The organism is Streptomyces sp. NPDC091289, from assembly GCF_044757365.1.
GTDB lineage: Bacteria > Actinomycetota > Actinomycetes > Streptomycetales > Streptomycetaceae > Streptomyces.
In genome coordinates this window covers 59,375-76,479 of sequence record NZ_JBIVUT010000021.1, presented here as the reverse complement: position 1 = coordinate 76,479, position 17,105 = coordinate 59,375, and the positions used below count along the sequence as shown (strand labels likewise).

Here is a 17,105-nt window from a genome sequence, read left to right as displayed (position 1 = left end):
TTCAGGCCGTGCGCGGGGTGGGCTGGAACCAGGCGGGGCCCTCGGTGAGGGCCTGCTTGATCCGGAACAGGGCGAACTCGCCGAGCGGCGGGAGCCCGTCCAGCGGGAACCAGCCCACCTCCAGCGACTCGTCGTCGTTGACCCGCGCCTCGCCGCCGGTCGCCCGGCAGCGGAAGGTGATGTCGAGATACTGGCAGCGGTCGCCGTTGGCGTACTGCACGGGCTCCAGCGCCTGGGTGAGCACCACCCGCTCGGCCACGCAGTGGACGCCGGTCTCCTCCAGCACCTCGCGCTCCGCCGTCGCCGCCGGTTCCTCACCCGGTTCGGAGATTCCTCCGATGACCGACCACTTCCCGGTGTCCGCGCGCCGCCCGAGCAGCACGCGGCCCTCGTCGTCCAGGACGATGGCCGTCACCCCGGGCAGCAGCAGCAACTGGTGCCCGGCGGTGGCGCGGATTTCACGGATGAAGTCGGGAGTAGCCATGGATCCGAGCCTACGTGGCCGGATCAGGTGCTCCTACGCGGTCCCCTCGCTCCGGCGTGCCCGGACCGCCGAGACGGTCACCCAGCCCAGGCCCGCCAGGGCCAGCAGCGCGATGACGCCCTCGGGCAGCGGGCCCATCCGGGTGGCGGGGGTGAGCGAGGAGCGCAGCGGGACCTCCGCGACGAGGGCGCCGGGGGTGAACATCCCGGTCTTCTGCGCGATCGTGCCGTCCGGGCGGATCACCGCGCTGACCCCGCTGGTGACGGGGACGACGACGGCCCGGCCGTGCTCGACGGCCCGCACCTGGGACATGGCCAGCTGCTGGTAGGTCATCTCGCTGCGGCCGAAGGTCGCGTTGTTGCTCGGCACGGCGATCATCCGGCCGCCGTGGGTCACGGTGTCGCGTACGGCGTCGTCGAAGGCGGCCTCGTAACAGGTCACGAGCCCCACCTTGGTGCCCGCGAGGTCGAAGACGCCGACCTCGGCGCCGGGGACGAACTCGCGCTGCACCCGGTCGACGTCCTCGCTGAAGAAGCGGGCGACCGTGCGCATCGGCATGTACTCGCCGAACGGCTGGATGTGCCGCTTGTCGTAGGTGTCGACGGGGCCCCGGTCGGGGTCCCACTCGATCAGGGTGTTGCGGAGGCTGTCGGAGCCCTTCTCGACGACCGAGCCGACGACCGTGGGGGCGTCGATCGCCTTGACGGCGTCGTCGATGACCTGGCGGGCGTCCGCGTTGAGGTAGGGGTCGAGGTCGGAGGAGTTCTCCGGCCACAGCACGAAGTCGGGCTGCTTCTCCTTGCCCGCCTTCACGTCCTCGGCGAGCTGGGTGGTGCGCTTGGCGTGGTTGTCGAGGACGGCGCGGCGCTGGGCGTTGAAGTCGAGACCGAGGCGCGGCACATTGCCCTGGATCGCGGCGACGGTGGCCGTGCCGTTCTCCGCCGAGTCGTCGACCAGGGGCAGCGCGGCGAGCGCTGCGGCGACCGGTACGAGGACGCTCGCGGCGGCGCCGGCGACGGCCGCGCGCGGGACCTTTCCGGTGGACCGGTAGGCCATGACCTGGCGCACGGCCTCGTAGAGCCCGAAGCCGCACAGCACGACGGCGAAGGAGAGCAGCGGGGTGCCGCCGAGCGCGGCGAGCGGCAGGAAGGCGCTCTCGGACTGGCCGAAGGCGATCTTGCCCCAGGGGAAGCCGCCGAACGGGATCCGGGCGCGGACCGCCTCGTCCAGGACCCAGACCGCGGCCGCCCACACGGGCCAGTACGCGAGTCGGGTCACCGCGGCGATCCCCAGGCATCCGACGGCGATGAACAGCGCCTCCGCGGCGGCGAGCGCCAGCCACGGCACCGGGCCGACGTCCTCGCCGGTCCAGTGCAGCAGCGGCAGCATGAAGCCGAGGCCCGACAGGAGGCCGAGACCGAAGGCGGCCCGGAGCCGGCGCCCGTGCAGCACCCAGCCCAGGAGCGCGAACCCGGGCAGCACGAGCCACCACAGGGTCCGGGGCGGGAAGCTCGCGTAGAGCAGCAGTCCGGACAGCACGGCGGCGGCCGGGCGGAGGAGCCGCCGCAGCAGCGGTCCGGTGGCCGGGGACGCGGCGGGGGGCGGCGGGTCGTCGACGGGAGTCATGGTGGCGCTCACCCGGCGGAGTCTACGGTGGGCGGCTGTGAGCGGCGGCGTTGACCTGCGTGGGACCGGGACGCGGGCTCCTCTACGGCGCGGGGCGGCGCGGTCGGTCGCCGGGCCGGTTGCCGGTGGCCGGCAGGTGCAGGCGCTGCCGGATGAACCGTACGGCCGTCTCCGCGTCGTCGACCGTGACGGTGAAGGTGCGGCCGTCGCCGAGCCGCAGGGCCATGCCCTCGCCCTTGCGGACCACGACGGCGGTGCCCTGCTCGGGGCGCCAGCGGTAGCCCCAGCCGCCCCACTGGCGCGGGTTGATCCGGGGGACGAATTCCGCGCCCGTCACATGGCTGAGCAGGATCCTGCGGCGCGGCAGACCGGCGTGGCCGCAGCGCACCTCCAGGCTGTCCCCGTCGACCTTGACGGCCACATGGACGAAGGCGAGCGTTCCGAAGAGGATCAGCAGTCCGGCGGCGAGGCAGCCGATCACCGACATGAGCAGCGGGGCGATGCCCGAGGTCCAGGCGCCGTCGACGGCGAGCTCGATGCCGAGGGCCACACAGCCCGCTCCCGCGAGGGCCAGCAGCCACTGGAGCCGGTTGGTGGCGCGGCCGTTCCACTCCGTGGGCGGCGCCTGGCTCGACCCGTGCCTCGCACTCTCGGGGTGGTCCGTCATATTCAGCAGCGTAGCCGCGTTCCGGGCTCCCGGCCGGGGATGCGGAGCGCCGATCGGGCGAGAAGGGCGGTCAGCGGACGGGGGCCGCCGCGGTCAGGATCCGGCCTTCGGCGTAGGTCAGGGCGGCTTCCGCCAGGCCGGCGGGGCGGCCGCCCTGGAGCACGGTGAGCGCACCGGAGGGTTCGGCCGTCGGGGCGGGGGCCGCTCCGATCCGGCGCAGCGCCTGGGCGGCGACCGCACCGGCGGAACCGTGCAGGGCGAGCGGCGGGCGGTCCGGCCGCTGCACGGCGTCGCGGATGCGGGTCGCGACCAGCTCGTAATGGGTGCAGCCGAGGACGACGGCCCGCACGTCGGGCGGGGTGAGGGCGGCGGCCGCCGCGACGGCCCGGTCGATCCCGGCCTCGTCGCCGTGCTCCACGGCGTCGGCGAGCCCGGGGCACGGCACCTCGGTGACCTCGGCGGAGCCGCCGAATTCGGCGATCAGTGCGCGCTGGTAGGGGCTGCCGGTGGTGGCCGGGGTGGCCCAGATGGCGACGGAGCCGCCGCCGGCCGCGGCGGGCTTGATCGCGGGGACCGTGCCGATGACCGGCAGGGCGGGCTCCAGCTCGGCGCGGAGCGCCGGCAGGGCGTGGACGGAGATGGTGTTGCAGGCGACGATCAGCACGTCGGGGCCGTAGGCCGCGGCGGCACGGGCGACGTCCAGGGCGCGCGCGGTCACGTCCTCGGGGGTGCGGGGGCCCCAGGGCATCGAGCCGGAGTCGGAGGAAAGCACGAGTTCGGCGTCGGGCCGCAGGCGGCGCACTGCGGCCGCCGCCGCCAGCAGGCCGATTCCGGAGTCCATGAGAGCGATCTTCACCCGGTCACCCTAGCCGACAGCCCTTGCGGACCGGGCTCAGTGGGGCAGACTTCGGCGGATGAGCGCCGTTGCCTGGATCGCCGTGGGTTCGCTGATCGCGTGGGTGTGGCTGCTGCTGGGCCAGGGCTTCTACTGGCGGACCGACCAGCGGCTCCCCCGGCGCACCGACCCGGCGCGCTGGCCGTCGGTGGCGGTGGTGGTGCCGGCCCGCGACGAGGCGGAGATGCTGCCGGTGAGCCTGCCGTCGCTGCTGGTCCAGGACTATCCGGGGGACGCCAGGATCATCCTCGTCGACGACTGCAGCAGCGACGGCACCGGGCGGCTGGCCCGGGAGCTGGCCGCCCGGTACGGCGGGCTGCCGCTGACCGTGGTGTCGCCCGGGGAGCCGGAGCAGGGCTGGACGGGCAAGCTGTGGGCCCTGCGGCACGGGATCGCGGTGGCCCGGCGGGACAAGCCGGACTTCCTGCTGCTGACCGACGCGGACATCGCGCACGAGCCGGACAGCCTGCGCGATCTGGTGGCCGCGGCGGGATCGGGGGGCGAGGGCGGCTTCGATCTGGTGTCGCAGATGGCGCGGCTGCGGGTGGAGAGCGTCTGGGAGCGTCTGGTGGTGCCCGCGTTCGTCTACTTCTTCGGGCAGCTCTACCCGTTCCGCCGGGTGAACCGGGCCGGGTCGCGGACGGCGGCCGCGGCGGGGGGCTGTGTGCTGCTGCGCACCGAGGCCGCCGAGCGGGCGCGGATCCCGGACTCGATCCGGCAGGCGGTGATCGACGATGTGTCGCTGGCGCGGGAGGTGCGGCGCGGCGGTGGCCGGATCTGGCTGGGGCTCGCGGAGCGGGTGGACAGTGTGCGGCCGTATCCGCGTCTCGCGGATCTGTGGCGGATGGTCGCGCGGAGTGCGTACGCGCAGTTGCGGCACAGCCCGCTGCTGCTGGCGGGGACCGTGCCGGGGCTGCTGCTCGTCTACGTGGCGCCGCCCGCGACGCTGGTGGCGGGGGTGCTGACGGGTGACGGGGCGGCGGCCTGGGCGGGCGGTGCGGCGTGGGCGGTGATGACGGCGACGTATCTGCCGATGCTGGCGTACTACCGCCAGTCGCTGTGGCTGGGCCCGCTGCTCCCGCTGACGGCGGTGCTGTATCTGCTGATGACGGTGGACTCGGCGGTGCAGCACTACCGGGGGCGGGGCGCCGCCTGGAAGGGCCGTACGTATGCCCGCCCGGAGGCCGCGCCCGACCGGTGACGCCGCCGGGAGGCGGGCGGCCGGGCGCGGCCGGGGGGTGTCACTTGCGGCCGGGCGTCCAGTTCATGCCCCAGCCGTAGGCGGCGTCGATGGTGCGCTGCGGGCTCACGCCCCGCTCGGGGACGAGATAGCGGGCCTCGCGCTGCACGGTGAGGTCGCCGCCGTTGTTGGTGATCAGGGCCAGGGCGCAGACGGTGGACGGCACGGCGCACTCGTCGAGGGAGAAGTCGATGGCCGCGCCGTTCTGCGGCTGGAGGGTGACCGTGGCGTGGAGGTCGGCGAAGCTCCGGGCGCCTTCGTAGATGGTGACGAAGATCAGTACGCGCCGCAGCAGGTCCTTGTGGTCGAGGTTGATGGTCATGTTCTCGCCGGTGGACAGCGCGCCGGTGCGGTCGTCGCCGTCGAGATGGATGAAGGGCGGCTGGTTCAGCGAACCGAACGCGTTTCCGAGCGCCTGCACGACTCCCTTGCGGCCGTCGGCGAGTTCGTACAGTGCGCAGAGGTCGAGGTCGAGATCGGCGTGCATGGCGACGGCCCGGCCGAGCTTCGCTCCCCAGCCCTTGAACTGCTTGCGCACCTCCCAGTTGAGGTTGACCCGCAGTCCGCCGGAGGTTCCGCCCTGCTTGGCGAGCGAGACGGACGGCGCGCTCTTCGTCAGCGTGACCTTGGTCAGCCGTACGGGGGCCGGGGCGGGCGGGGCCGGCGGCATGGGGGCGGGAGCCGCCGGCGGCGCGGGGGCGACCGGCGCGGGGGCCACAGGTGCGGGGGCGACCGGCGCGGGGGCCGGGGCGGCGGGCCACGGTTGCGCAGGGGCGGCAGGGGCGGCAGGGGCCGCCGGGGCCTGCGGGACGGGCGGGGCGGGCTGGGCCTGCTGCGGTTCGTCCACGGAGATGCCGAAGTCCGTCGCCAGGCCTTCGAGGCCGGTGCTGTAGCCCTGCCCGACCGCGCGGAACTTCCAGGCGCCCTGACGCAGATACAGCTCGCCGAGGATGAAGGCGGTCTCGACCGTGGCGTCCGTGCTGTCGAAGCGGGCCAGCTCCGCACCGCTCGCCGCGTCCGTGACCTGTACGGAGAGTCCGGTCACCCGGCCGAAGGTCCCGCCGTCCGCCGAGGCCGCGACGACGATGCGCTCGATCCCGGGCTCCACCTTGCCGAAGTCGACGACGAGGGTGTCGGTGACACGGTCGGCGGCGGTCTGCTTGCCCTCGTGCCGGACCGCGCCGGACGCGTGGGCCGGCTGGTTGTAGAAGACGAAGTCCGCGTCGCTGCGGACCTTCCCCGCCACCAGCAGGAGCGCCGAGGCGTCGACGTCCGGGGCGCCCGGTGCGGTGTGCCACCCCACTGCGACGCGCACGGTGCCGGCCGGCACCGGAACGTTGGTTCCTTTTTGCATGGTCATGCTCGCCCCCATCACGAGTCCGGCTGCCCGCAGGCTTTCCCCCACAACCTAATCCCCACGCCCGGCGTGTTGTGCGGCACCCGCCCGGAGACCGTTCCGGGGTTCCCCCGGCAGCGGGACGACCCGGGCCGCCCGCCCCTCGGGATCGGGCGGCCCGGGTCGTCCCGGCGGCCTCCGCTAGCGGCCCTCCGGGCGAGGGGGTCCTTCGCCGTCCGGAGCGACGGCGGCGAGGGCGGCCTCGCGCGGTGTGCCGTCCGTCGCCGGTACGGGGGCGTGGACGGCGCCGCTGTGCGTGCTCCATGCCTCCAGGGCGGTGCGGCAGGCGTGGTCCAGGTGGCGCAGCCGTGTGAGGTCGAGCTCCACCGGCCGGTCCTTCGGCAGGGCCTCCAGGGTGTCGAGGATCAGGGGCAGGCGCAGGAAGGTGGCACTGCCGCTGAGGGCGACCGTGGTGCGGTCGTCCTGTTCGTCGATGTCCAGGCGGACGGCGGATGTCTCCCACGCCGTCTTGACCACGGCCATCCCGATGCCGAGCAGGACGCCCATGAACATGTCCGTGAGGATGATCGCCAGCGCGGTCACCACCAGGACCACGGCCTCGCCCCGGTGTTCGCGCCAGAGCGGGCGGATGGTGGTGACAGGGATGAGCTTGGCGCCGGCGTGGATGAGGACACCTGCGAGCGTGGCCACGGGAATCAGTGCGAGTACGGCGGGGAACAGGGCCGCGAACACCAGCAGCCACACACCGTGCAGGATCCGCGACGCCTTGGTGCGCCCACCTGCCTGCACATTGGCCGCACTGCGCACGATGACGGCGGTCATGGGCAGTGCGCCGACGAGGCCGCAGAGGGTGTTGCCCGTCCCCTGGGCGATGAGTTCCTTGTTGTAGTGGGTGCGCGGACCGTCGTGCATCCGGTCCACGGCGGCGGCGCTGAAGAGCGACTCGGCCGAGGCGATGAGGGTGAAGGCGAGGACGACGCCCAGCAGTGCGGGGTTCGCCAGCAGACCGAAGTCGTCCAGACCGGTCAGCCGCAGCGAGTCGATCAGGCCCCGGACCTCGATGGTGGCGACGGGCAGGTCGAACACCGCCACCGCTCCGGTGGCCAGCCCCACGGCCACCAGCGGCCCGGGGAGCATCCGGGGCAGGCGTCCGGGAAGCCGTTTCCACAGGATCAGTACGACGATGGTGCCGACGCCGACCGCGCTGGAGGAGATCGCCGTGGCTCCCGTGATCCGTGTGAACAGGCCCGGCAGCCCGGCCAGGTTGTCCAGACCGCTGCCGGGAGCGGTGGTCCCGGCCAGGGCGTAGAGCTGGCTGCCGATCAGTACGAGACCGATGCCGGCGAGCATGCCCTGGACGACCGCGGTCGATATGGCGCGGAACCAGCGGCCGAAGCCGATGAGGCCGAGCCCGACCTGGAGGAGTCCCGAGGCCAGGACGAGGATGCCGAGCGCCGCGACGCCGTGGGTGGTGACGGCCTCGTACACCAGGACGGTGAGCCCGGCGGCCGGGCCGCTGACCTGGAGTGAGCTGCCCGGCATCGCGCCGACGACCAGGCCGCCGACGATGCCTGTGACCAGGCCGAGTTCGGCGGGTACGCCGGAGGCGACCGCGACACCGACGCACAGGGGAACGGCGACGAGGAACACCACGATCGAGGCGAGGAGATCGCGGGACATGGTGTCCGGACGTAACCGGAGTAATGAAGAAGACGACATGAGAGCTTCAGCTCCTGAGGGAGTGGGGGGAGACAGCGGGTGGCTGCGGGAGCGGCCCGCGTGCTCACCGGTGTGTCGCTGTCACAGGGAGGAGAAGGTTCCGGTGGAGAGCCGGTGGGCCTGTACGGCGCCGGTGTGGACCTCGTAGTACCAGGCGTGCAGACCGAGCCGTCCCTCGTGCACGGCCCGGCTCACGCACGGGTAGTCGCGCAGGGTGTCCAGTTGCGCCACCGCATGGCGCTGTACGGGCTGTTCGCAGTCGGGGCCGATGTCGTCCGGGTGCTGGAAGCCGCCCGTGGGGGCGCACCGGCCGAGCCAGCCGCGTACCGCCGGCAGGGTTCTCAGGTCCTCGCCCCGGGCCAGGGCTCCGACGGCGCCGCAGTGGGAGTGCCCGCAGAGGATGATGTCGGACACCTCCAGCACGCAGACGGCGTACTCGATCGTCGCCATCTCGCTCGTGGGCGCGTCCGGATCGTAGGGCGGGACGATGTTCCCGGCCGTGCGCATCTCGAACAGCTCGCCGGGCCCGGAGTCGGTCAGCAGGGTGGGGACCACCCGGGAGTCGGAGCAGGTGATGAACATGGCGGAGGGCCGCTGGCCGCCCTCGAAGCCCTGGAGATCACGGCCCGCTCCGCCGCAGCGGGAGCGGAAGGTGCGGGCGTGGTCGATGAGTCGTCGCACAGGAGTGTCCTCCATACGGAAGTGGTGTGTGGCTCGTCGCGCGGGGCGGGCTCTCACCCCGCCCACCACCGGGCCCCCGTGGTACGCGGGTGGCCCGGGTACCACGGGGATCAGGTGCGGGTGGTCGCGCCGCGATGCCGCCGGAGGGTTCGCCTCCGTGCCTGCTGTTCGGTGTGGCGGCGGCGCCCTGGTGCCGGGCGGGGCCGCGGCGACCGTCCGCGGCGCTCACGGGAATCGCGTCACCGATAACCCGTGAGGAGGAGTCTCGGGGCGGGCGATGAGGTGGCGGTGAGACAGCGGTGAGACTGTTCTCATCGGTGCGGTGGTGTGCGTGTCCCATCGGGTGCGGCGGTGTGCGTCCGCCGCCCGGCGCGGGCTGCCCCGCCCCGCAGTTCAGGCCCGGAGCCGGTAGCCGACGCCCCGCACGGTCTGGACCCGTTCGGCGCCGATCTTGCGCCGCAGATAGCGGATGTAGACATCGACGATGTTCGAACCGGGGTCGTAGTCGAACCCCCACACCTGGCTGAGGAGTTGCTCGCGGGACAGGACCCGGTCGGGGTTGCGCATGAGGATCTCGGCGAGGGCGAACTCACGGGCCGACAGGTCGGTGACGCGCTCGCCCGCCTGGGCCCGGCGGGTGCGGAGGTCGAGGAGCAGATCGCCCACCCGCAGCAGGAAGTTCTCCGGCGGCTCCTCGCGGCGCAGGCGCAGCCGTACGCGTGCCAGTAACTCGTCGAAGGCGAAGGGCTTGACCATGTAGTCGTCGGCGCCGCTCTCCAGGCCGGCCACGATGTCGCTCACGCTGTCGCGCGCGGTGAGGATGACGACGGGCAGGGTGATGCGCGCCTTGCGCAGCTTGCGCAGCACGGTCAGCCCGTCGTCGCCGGGCAGTCCGAGGTCGAGGATGAGAAGGTCGAAGTCCCGGCCGCGGGCGTGCTCGTAGGCGGCGACGCCGTCGGTGACGACCCGGGTGACGTACCCGCTGCGGCGCAGTCCCTTATCGACGAATGCGGCGATTCTTGCCTCGTCCTCGGCTATCAGGATCCTGCTCACCATGGGTTCCTTCCGTCGTGGGGTGCCGTGCGGGAAGGTCGATGACGAATCTCGCGCCGCCCCCGGGGGCCTCCTCGACGCGAGCGGTCCCGTCGTGGGCCTGGGCGATCTCGCGGACCAGGGCGAGCCCGAGCCCGATGCCGGTGGCGGCCCGGCCGGGGACGGCGGTGCCCCCCTGGTAGAAGCACTGGAAGATCCGCTCGCGGTCCTCCGGGGCGACACCGGGACCGGTGTCCGCCACCCAGAGCAGCACCCGGCCGTGCCGCAGGCGGGACCCGATCTCGATGGCGTCCCCTTCGCCGGTGTGGCTGACCGCGTTGGCCGCGAGCTGCATCAGGGCCTGGGTGACCCGCTGTTCGTCCAGGTTCACGCTGACGTCGGCGACCTCGGCCACCGCCCAGTGCCGGCGTCCCAGCGCCTGGGCCTTGGCCGCCGCGTCGACCACCAGATCGGTCAGGTTGGTCCGGCCGAGGGTGAGGAAGTCGGGGCGCTCGGCCCTGGCCAGGAGCAGCAGGTCGTCCACGATCCGCCGCATCCGGTCCAGTTCGTCGAAGAGCAGGGCGCGGGTCTGGCGGCGCCCGCTGTCGTCGTCCTCGTCGTCCTCGTCCATCAGTTCCAGATGTCCGCGCAGCACCGTGATGGGGGTCCGCAGTTCGTGCGCCACCTCGTCCAGGAACTGGCGTTGCGCCGTGAAGGCTCCCGACAGGCGGTCGAGCATGTGGTTGAACGTCTCGGCCAGGGCCGCCACGTCGTCGTTGCCCCGCACCGGCAGCCGCTGGGTCAGGTCCGTCTCGCTGATCCGCTCGGCCGTCTGCCGCACCAGCCGGATCGGGGCCAGGACCCGGCCCGCGACCAGCCAGCTCGCCAGTCCCGCGACCACCAGGGCGAAGCAGCCCGAGATCAGCAGCAGCCGCGCCATGTGGCGCTCCTGCCGCAGTTCCCGGTCCCGGAAGGCCAGCAGGGCGAGCCGGGTGTCGCTGTTGTCGCCCGCCATCTGGACCGGGACGACCCCGTAACGGACCTTGCCCGCCGGGGAGTCCAGCCACCGGATACGGGTGTCGGCCGTACGCGCCATGAGGGCCACGACCTCCGGGTCCCGGTCCAGCCGGGCCGGCACCGGGCCCGGGCTGCGCCGGTCAGCACGCCCGTCGACGACGCTGAAGAAGGCGGAGTTGTGTTCGGGGCGGTGGACCGCCATGAACGCCGTCAGCAGCGAAGCGCCCGAGGTGAAGCGCTCGCCGGTGTGCGGGTCACGCGAGGTGCGCGCGAACGCGCGTAGCTTGTCGGCCTCGGACAGGAGCTGTGCGTCGACCTGGCGGTCCAGTTCCGCCTGCCAGACGATCGTGATCCCGAAGGTGGGCACGGCCAGGGCCGCACTGAGCAGCAGGAGCATCCAGCCGACGATCCGGGACCGTGCGCTGGGCGAGCGCCTGAGCATCAGTCGTCCCACTCGTCGTCCGCATCCCCCCGACGGCCGCGCGAGGATTCCCCGCCCGTCTCCTCGTCCGTGTCCTCGTCGTCCCCGTCGTCCTCGTCGTCCCCGTCCGCGTCCCCGTCCGCGTCCCCGTCCTCGTCCCCGTCCTCGTCCCCGTCCTCGTCCGTGTCGCCCCGGGGAACCCGTGAGGCCTTCTCGTCGTCCCCGGAGACCTGTGACGCCCCCTCACCCCCGGTGCGCCCCGGGCCGTTCCCCGAGGAATCCTTCCCGTCGTCGGCCGCGGGCGGCGGCGAGGGCGGCACGGCACGGCCGCCCACATAGGTGCAGGACGGGCCGGGCGAAGCGGGGGGCTGGGTCACGGCGGGCGGGCCGGGGTCGGGCGGGGAGGTGGCCGACGGCATCGGGCCCTGCAGGACGGGCACGACCACCACGGGCCCCAGGGAGGGCGGCACATTCTGCCCGGGCCACAACCAGACGACCAGTAACACCAGTGCCCCAGCTCCACATCCCGCTAATACGGACCCCACCCCACGCCACAGCATCGGACCATGATGCCTTCGCACGGGCCCGGGGACGGACTTGAGGAGAGCATTCTCATGATCGGAGGCCGCCGCCGTATCCGTCGTCGCGACGGCGGCTTCCGGCGGGCGGTCCCGCACTGCTTCCGTACCCGGGCCACCCCCTTCGAGCTGGGGCTCTGCGGATGATGCGGCGGAGCGCGCGAGCCGCGCCCGATAGTGGCGCCGACGCGACGCCCATGGGACGGAATCGCGCCAAACAAGGCCCGCCAAGGGCTGCTTCCTATGGTTCGGCATTGCGGTTCATTGACAGTTGCTCAACCGCGCTTTTACATTCAGCGGGCGGTCGACGAGATATCCATTCATCGTCGGCCCCGCACAGGGAGTACCTTCCGCACTATCACCGGAGGACCTCATGGAACACCTGATCAAGAAGATGGCGCAGGACAGCGTCTGGCAGAATTGGCTCGCCGCCAACTCGGCCCAGCAGGCCGCGAAGAACGGCTGCATCAGCGCCGCACCCAAGAACGGCTGCATCAGCGCGGCTCCGAAGGCCGGCTGCATCTCCTGATCGGCCGCAGGGGCGCGCAGGAACAGCTCGGTGAGAGATTCTTCACCCACCGCAGCATGTTTCCGGGCGCCCCGACTCCGACTCCCCCATAGCCCATATTTCTTCAGCCGTGCGAAACATGAGAAGGAATTAATGAAGGGCCAGCCGACCAGCGATGTCATCGAACATATTCGCGACATACCGATCTATCAGGAGTCCTTGGCGAAGGGCCACTTCCCGCTGCTCGACAAGCCGGAGATCGCCCGCGGGTTCCCCGACAACTGGATGACGCCCCGGCTGGCGGCGGCGCTGGAGACCGGCGAGGCGGAGTTCGTCCTGTCCACCGGCACCAACCACGCCCGCATGCAGATCATCCGGCCGCCGTACTTCCTGCTCCACTCCTACTACGAGCTGTGGCAAAACCACCCCGACATCGCCGGGACATGGGAGTCGGGCTGCCGCCGCGTCTCGCTGACCACGGTGCTCGCGACGGAGCATGTGGCGCGGGTCAACGCCGCCCGGCGCGGCGTGGAGCTCAGAGGGACCCCCACCCTGGCCGACCGCTGGCTCGATCCGCGCACCTGCTACCTCAACCTCCGGCTGGAACCGGCGCATTGGGGCCGCAAGGAGGTCGTGCGGATGCTCCGCGAGATCGATCTGGCCCGGAGCACGCACCCGCGGGGCCAGTACCACCTCGACTGCTCCGGCTACCACTTGGCGCACCTGGTGCGGAAGGCCGAGGCCTTCGGCCTGCTGGACGCGTTCCCCGCGCCGGCCAGCATCATCCACGCCTACGAATACACCCCGGCGAACGTCCGGCGGTTCCTGCGCCGGCGCTTCGACTGCCCGGTCATCGATCTGTTCGGCAGCACGGAACTGGGCTACCTCTACTACAGCGACCGGGAGGGCCGGTACCGGCCGCACCTCGACGGGATGAGCGTCGAACTCCTGCCGGTGGCCCCCGGAAGCACGATCCACCAGCTCATCGTCACCAGTGTGCGCAATCCCTACATGCCGCTCGTCCGCTACCGGTCGGGCGATTGTGTGCGCACCCTGGACGGCACGCCGGACCCCGCGGCGATCACCCAGTTCTGCGGCCGGCAGAAGGAATTGCTGAGCACACCGAACGGCCCGGTCGCCCAGGGCGACCTCGACCGGCATATCGCGGACGCTTCCCCCCGGATCTTCCTGCACCAACTCCACCTCCACGGCCACGCCGACGCCACTCTCCTCTACACGACGTTCACCGACGTACCCGTCGACGCCACGGAAGCGGCGGAGTTGCGGCAGAGCATCGGCGAACTGACCGGACGTCACTGCCGGATCGAACACCGCACCCATATTCCCGTCGGACGCTCCGGCAAGTACTCCTGGCTCGCCACCCACAGCGTCTGACGACCCGCCACCTCCCCCTTCGGAAAACGGAGTGCCATGACCAGCGGACAGACACTCTCCGCCGACGACCTGAAGCGCCTTCTCGGGGACACACTGCACACCGAGGTGTTGCGGCACTTCCGTGACAGGGCGCCGGACACACCGCAGGACTTCGTGGAGCGCCAGATCACCGAATGTCTGCGGTACCTCTACCTCGTCTCCCGGTACCGGGACCGGCTCAGTGGGCTTTTCCTGCCGGTGGAACAGGACATCGACGAGATATGGCACTACCTCATCCTGCAGACCCGCGAATACCGCGAGCTGTGCGAAGAGCGGCTTCCCGGACGGTTCTTCATCAACCACCGCAGCATCGCCTACGAGGATTACCAGGAGGAGCCGGGGCGCGAACAGGCATTGGAGGAGGCATTGCGCTGGATCCCCCTGTACTGCCGGGAATTCGGGCCGTTCGACGAAGGCGCGCTGCCGCACTGGACCATGGTGCGGTTCCTCCATGAGCAGATGGGGATTTCACTCACGGACATCGCGGATCTGAAACCCGTTGCCGTGGCCTGAGCGGAACGTTCTTCGTCACCCTCTTCGCCACGCTCCTCGCCGGCATGACGATCGGAAGCACTCCCTTGTCGACTCGCACCAGATATCCGGTTGCCATCGGTGAGGTTCCGGAACAGCGGCGCATTCTGACCGTGCTGGTACTGGCCCAGATCATCAGCGGCGCGGGGCTGACGGCGGGGATAACCGTCGGGGCCCTGCTCGCCGAGGAGATGCTCGGCGGGGCCGGCCTCGCGGGCGTGCCGAGCGCGCTCTTCACCGCCGGGGCCGCACTCGGCGCGCTCGGCATCGGCCGGCTCTGCACCCGCTGGGGCCGTCGTCCCGGACTCGCCCTGGGCTACGCGTTCGGGGCGCTCGGCAGCACCGGCGTGGTGGTGGCCGCCGCCACCGGGAGCGTCGCGCTGCTCCTCCCGGCCCTCCTGGTGTACGGGATCGGCACCGCGAGCGGCCTCATGGCGCGCTACGCGGGCGCCGACCTGGCCTCCCCCGCCCGGCGCGGACGGGCCGTGAGCACGGTGCTCCTCGCCACCACGCTGGGGGCGGTGACCGGGCCCCTGCTGGTGACGCCGGCCGGCGAGGTCGCGCACGCCTGGGGCGTACCGCGGCTCGCCGGGCCCTTCCTGCTGGCGGCGGCGGCCTTCACCGCCACCGCGGTCCTGCTCGCGGTCCTGCTCCGGCCCGATCCGCTCCGGCTCGCCCAGACACGGGCCGCCCGGGCGGCCGGTGGACCTGGCGGAGGACCGGGCGGAGGCGCGGACACCGGCGAGGAGGGCGGTGCGGGCCCGGAGGGGCCGGAGCGGACCGGGCCGGCGCCCGCCGGGCGCCACGATGTCGCCGTCGGCACCACCGTGATGGTCCTGACCCAGGTCGTGATGATCGCGATCATGACGATGACGCCGGTGCACATGCTGGCGCACGGTCATACCGCCCAGGCCGCGGGGCTCGTGATCTCCCTGCACGTCGGAGCGATGTTCCTGCCCTCCCCGCTCACCGGGCTGCTCGTCGACCGGATCGGCGGACGGTGGGTCGCCCTCGCGTCCGGACCGCTGCTGCTGGCGGCGGGGGCGCTCGCCGCCCTGGCGCCGGCGGGCTCGGTGCCCGCGCTCGGCGCCGCTCTCGTACTCCTCGGCCTGGGCTGGAACTTCGGGCTGATCAGCGGCACCGCGATCGTCACCGACGCCCTGCCCCCGGACCGGCGCGCCACCACACAGGGACTGGTGGACATGGGCCTCGCGGTCGCCGGGGCGGCCGGGAGCCTGGCGTCGGGTCCGGTCGTCGCACGGGAGGGCTATCCGGCACTGGCCCTCATGGCCGGGCTGGCCGCCCTGCTGGTCGTGCCGGTGAGCCGGGGCCGGGCCTTTCACGTCCGCGGACGATCTTCACTACGACGAGCCGTGCGCATCGCGCTTTGGGTCAATCCCTATTCGCTTCCCACCCGTGTACGTCGAAGCCGTTCCCGATCACCGTCGGGAGCGCGGCCCGAAGCCATCACCCACCAGCGGAAAGACCCCTGTCGTTAACGAAAGCTTTAACGATGTTTTGGCGGGCCGGGCGCACAGAACCAGCGTAAAACGGATAACCCAAAGATTGGGGCTCCCCATACAGCACATCGTGGGCTTAACTTAGGTGGCATGACGTCCCCCCGCTCCACCTTCGGCGGCGGCTACTACGCCGCGTCGTTCCCCGACACTCCGATCTACGACTCCTTGGTCGCGGAGCGGGGAACCCCGCAGATCGCCCCCATCCGTGTGCCGGCCGCCTATGACACCGGCAGCAGTTATCTGCCGGCCCTGCCGTCCGCGCTGCCGGCGCTGCCCGCGGCCCCGTCGCAGCAGACCGGCTCCTACGGCTACCCGCAGCAGCAGCCGATGCCGCAGTACCAGCAGGCTCCGGCGCAGCACGCGCCGATGCAGCCCGCCCAGCTGCAGCACGCGCCCGCGCCGTACATCCCGCAGCAGCCCTCGGCGGTCCGCGGCTATCCGCAGCAGCCCCAGCCGCAGCGCCCCGCGCCCGCCACCGGGTACGAGTCGATGCGCCCGGCCTCGCCGCGGCCCGCGCCCGCTCCGGCGCAGTCGCCGTACGAGGACCCGTACAACCGGCCGTACCAGAGCCGGGGGTACTGAACCGCGACTCCGTACAGCACGGTGCGCCGGGGGACGCACCGGGCGTCCGCCCGCATCCGGAACACACGGGTGTGCGGCTGACGCCCCGGAGAGCCACATGTACGGAGTCCGGTCGAGTCGCTGCCGGTGACCACCACGTCCTCGCTCGGCGTGTGCGCGATGAAGTCGGCGAGAAAGGGGAGGGGGCACGGGCGTGTGGGTCCTGTGGGCACTGCTGCGCGGGCGCGGCAATCCGCTGCGCCGTGCCACCGACCGCCGCGAGGCCTGGGTGGCGCTGGGAGCGCTGCTGCTCCTCGTGGTCGGCGCCCCGGCCGCGGGCTGGGCGGGCGGGACGTTCGCCGACGCCTCTCTCCAGCGGTCGGTGCGCGCCCAGCACGCGGAGCGTCATGCCGTCGACGCGGTCGTGGTGGGCCGGCTGCCGGGGCGGGAGCGGTTCGCCGGTGATCCCGAGGGCGGTTCCGAACGGGCCGCGCGCACCCGGGTGGTGGCGTCCTGGCAGGCACCGGACGGCAGCCCGCGCACCGGCGAGGTGACCACCGCGTCGCGGCCCGGGCCTCCGGGGGCGCGGGTGCGGATCTGGACGGACGCGGCGGGGCTGCCGGTTCCGCCGCCGATGGACGGACGCACCGCCCGGACCCACGCGGTGCTGGGCGGCATCGGCACGTTCCTGCTCGTCGCCGGATGCGTCGAGGCGGGCCGGCGGCGCGTCGTAGGGCGCATGGTGCGGCAGCGGTACGCGCGACTGGACCGGGAGTGGGCCTCGGCGGGTCCGGACTGGGGCAGGGCCGGAACGGGCGGCTGACCACACTCTCC

At 72.4% G+C, this 17,105-nt stretch carries 17 protein-coding genes; 7 read left to right on the top strand and 10 right to left on the bottom strand.

Going from position 1 to position 17,105, the window contains the following annotated elements; all coding sequences use genetic code 11:
- Position 1: 1 nt before the first annotated feature.
- From ACIQPT_RS26825 to ACIQPT_RS26810, 4 genes are all read right to left on the bottom strand, one after another.
- A complete protein-coding gene (locus tag ACIQPT_RS26825; RefSeq protein WP_401159277.1) occupies positions 2–484 on the bottom strand; it encodes an NUDIX hydrolase in 483 nt (160 codons plus the stop codon).
- Between the two features lie 33 nt (positions 485–517).
- The gene (lnt, locus tag ACIQPT_RS26820) at positions 518–2,110 is read right to left on the bottom strand and encodes an apolipoprotein N-acyltransferase (RefSeq protein WP_401159419.1); all 1,593 of its coding nucleotides are present in this window, start codon (positions 2,108–2,110) and stop codon (positions 518–520) included.
- Positions 2,111–2,192: 82 nt separating this feature from the next.
- Positions 2,193–2,777, bottom strand: coding sequence for a hypothetical protein (locus ACIQPT_RS26815; RefSeq protein WP_401159274.1), 585 nt, complete (start codon positions 2,775–2,777; stop codon positions 2,193–2,195).
- A 70-nt stretch (positions 2,778–2,847) separates the two neighbouring features.
- Positions 2,848–3,633 carry a glutamate racemase gene (locus ACIQPT_RS26810; protein WP_401159273.1) on the bottom strand — a complete coding sequence of 262 codons (786 nt, stop codon included), beginning with the start codon at positions 3,631–3,633 and terminating at the stop codon, positions 2,848–2,850.
- 58 nt (positions 3,634–3,691) lie between these two features.
- Between ACIQPT_RS26810 and ACIQPT_RS26805 the strand changes: the two genes are divergently transcribed.
- Positions 3,692–4,873: a glycosyltransferase gene (locus ACIQPT_RS26805; protein ID WP_401159271.1), complete on the top strand. Its 1,182-nt coding sequence runs from the start codon at positions 3,692–3,694 to the stop codon at positions 4,871–4,873.
- A 40-nt stretch (positions 4,874–4,913) separates the two neighbouring features.
- On the opposite strand, the gene ACIQPT_RS26800 is transcribed toward ACIQPT_RS26805, so the two are convergent.
- The 6 genes from ACIQPT_RS26800 to ACIQPT_RS26775 all read right to left on the bottom strand — a co-directional run bounded on the left by ACIQPT_RS26800 (position 4,914) and on the right by ACIQPT_RS26775 (position 11,588).
- Positions 4,914–6,284: a TerD family protein gene (locus ACIQPT_RS26800; RefSeq protein ID WP_401159417.1), complete on the bottom strand. Its 1,371-nt coding sequence runs from the start codon at positions 6,282–6,284 to the stop codon at positions 4,914–4,916.
- A 165-nt stretch (positions 6,285–6,449) separates the two neighbouring features.
- A complete protein-coding gene (locus tag ACIQPT_RS26795; RefSeq protein WP_401159269.1) occupies positions 6,450–7,988 on the bottom strand; it encodes a SulP family inorganic anion transporter in 1,539 nt (512 codons plus the stop codon).
- A gap of 81 nt (positions 7,989–8,069) precedes the next feature.
- Positions 8,070–8,669 (bottom strand): carbonic anhydrase, encoded by a 600-nt coding sequence (locus ACIQPT_RS26790; protein ID WP_401159268.1) that lies wholly within the window; start codon positions 8,667–8,669, stop codon positions 8,070–8,072.
- Between the two features lie 393 nt (positions 8,670–9,062).
- Positions 9,063–9,722, bottom strand: coding sequence for a response regulator transcription factor (locus tag ACIQPT_RS26785; RefSeq protein ID WP_401159265.1), 660 nt, complete (start codon positions 9,720–9,722; stop codon positions 9,063–9,065).
- The gene (locus ACIQPT_RS26780; protein WP_401159263.1) at positions 9,667–11,160 is read right to left on the bottom strand and encodes a sensor histidine kinase; all 1,494 of its coding nucleotides are present in this window, start codon (positions 11,158–11,160) and stop codon (positions 9,667–9,669) included. Before ACIQPT_RS26780 ends, ACIQPT_RS26785 begins: the two co-directional genes overlap by 56 nt.
- Entirely contained in the window at positions 11,160–11,588 is a 429-nt protein-coding gene (locus ACIQPT_RS26775; protein WP_401159261.1) for a hypothetical protein, read from the bottom strand. Before ACIQPT_RS26775 ends, ACIQPT_RS26780 begins: the two co-directional genes overlap by 1 nt.
- 502 nt (positions 11,589–12,090) lie before the next feature.
- On the opposite strand from ACIQPT_RS26775, the gene ACIQPT_RS26770 reads away from it, so the two are divergent.
- The 6 genes from ACIQPT_RS26770 (at position 12,091) to ACIQPT_RS26745 (ending at position 17,094) form a co-directional block, all read left to right on the top strand.
- On the top strand, positions 12,091–12,246 hold the full coding sequence (locus ACIQPT_RS26770; protein ID WP_181009485.1) for a hypothetical protein: 156 nt from the start codon (positions 12,091–12,093) through the stop codon (positions 12,244–12,246).
- 132 nt (positions 12,247–12,378) lie between these two features.
- Positions 12,379–13,620: a hypothetical protein gene (locus tag ACIQPT_RS26765; RefSeq protein ID WP_401159259.1), complete on the top strand. Its 1,242-nt coding sequence runs from the start codon at positions 12,379–12,381 to the stop codon at positions 13,618–13,620.
- A 36-nt stretch (positions 13,621–13,656) separates the two neighbouring features.
- The gene (locus ACIQPT_RS26760) at positions 13,657–14,172 is read left to right on the top strand and encodes a hypothetical protein (protein ID WP_401159258.1); all 516 of its coding nucleotides are present in this window, start codon (positions 13,657–13,659) and stop codon (positions 14,170–14,172) included.
- A gap of 131 nt (positions 14,173–14,303) precedes the next feature.
- Positions 14,304–15,689, top strand: coding sequence for an MFS transporter (locus ACIQPT_RS26755; protein WP_401159256.1), 1,386 nt, complete (start codon positions 14,304–14,306; stop codon positions 15,687–15,689).
- 111 nt (positions 15,690–15,800) lie between these two features.
- On the top strand, positions 15,801–16,292 hold the full coding sequence (locus ACIQPT_RS26750) for a DUF6643 family protein (RefSeq protein ID WP_401159255.1): 492 nt from the start codon (positions 15,801–15,803) through the stop codon (positions 16,290–16,292).
- Between the two features lie 193 nt (positions 16,293–16,485).
- On the top strand, positions 16,486–17,094 hold the full coding sequence (locus ACIQPT_RS26745) for a hypothetical protein (RefSeq protein WP_401159254.1): 609 nt from the start codon (positions 16,486–16,488) through the stop codon (positions 17,092–17,094).
- The last annotated feature ends 11 nt before the right edge of the window (positions 17,095–17,105 follow it).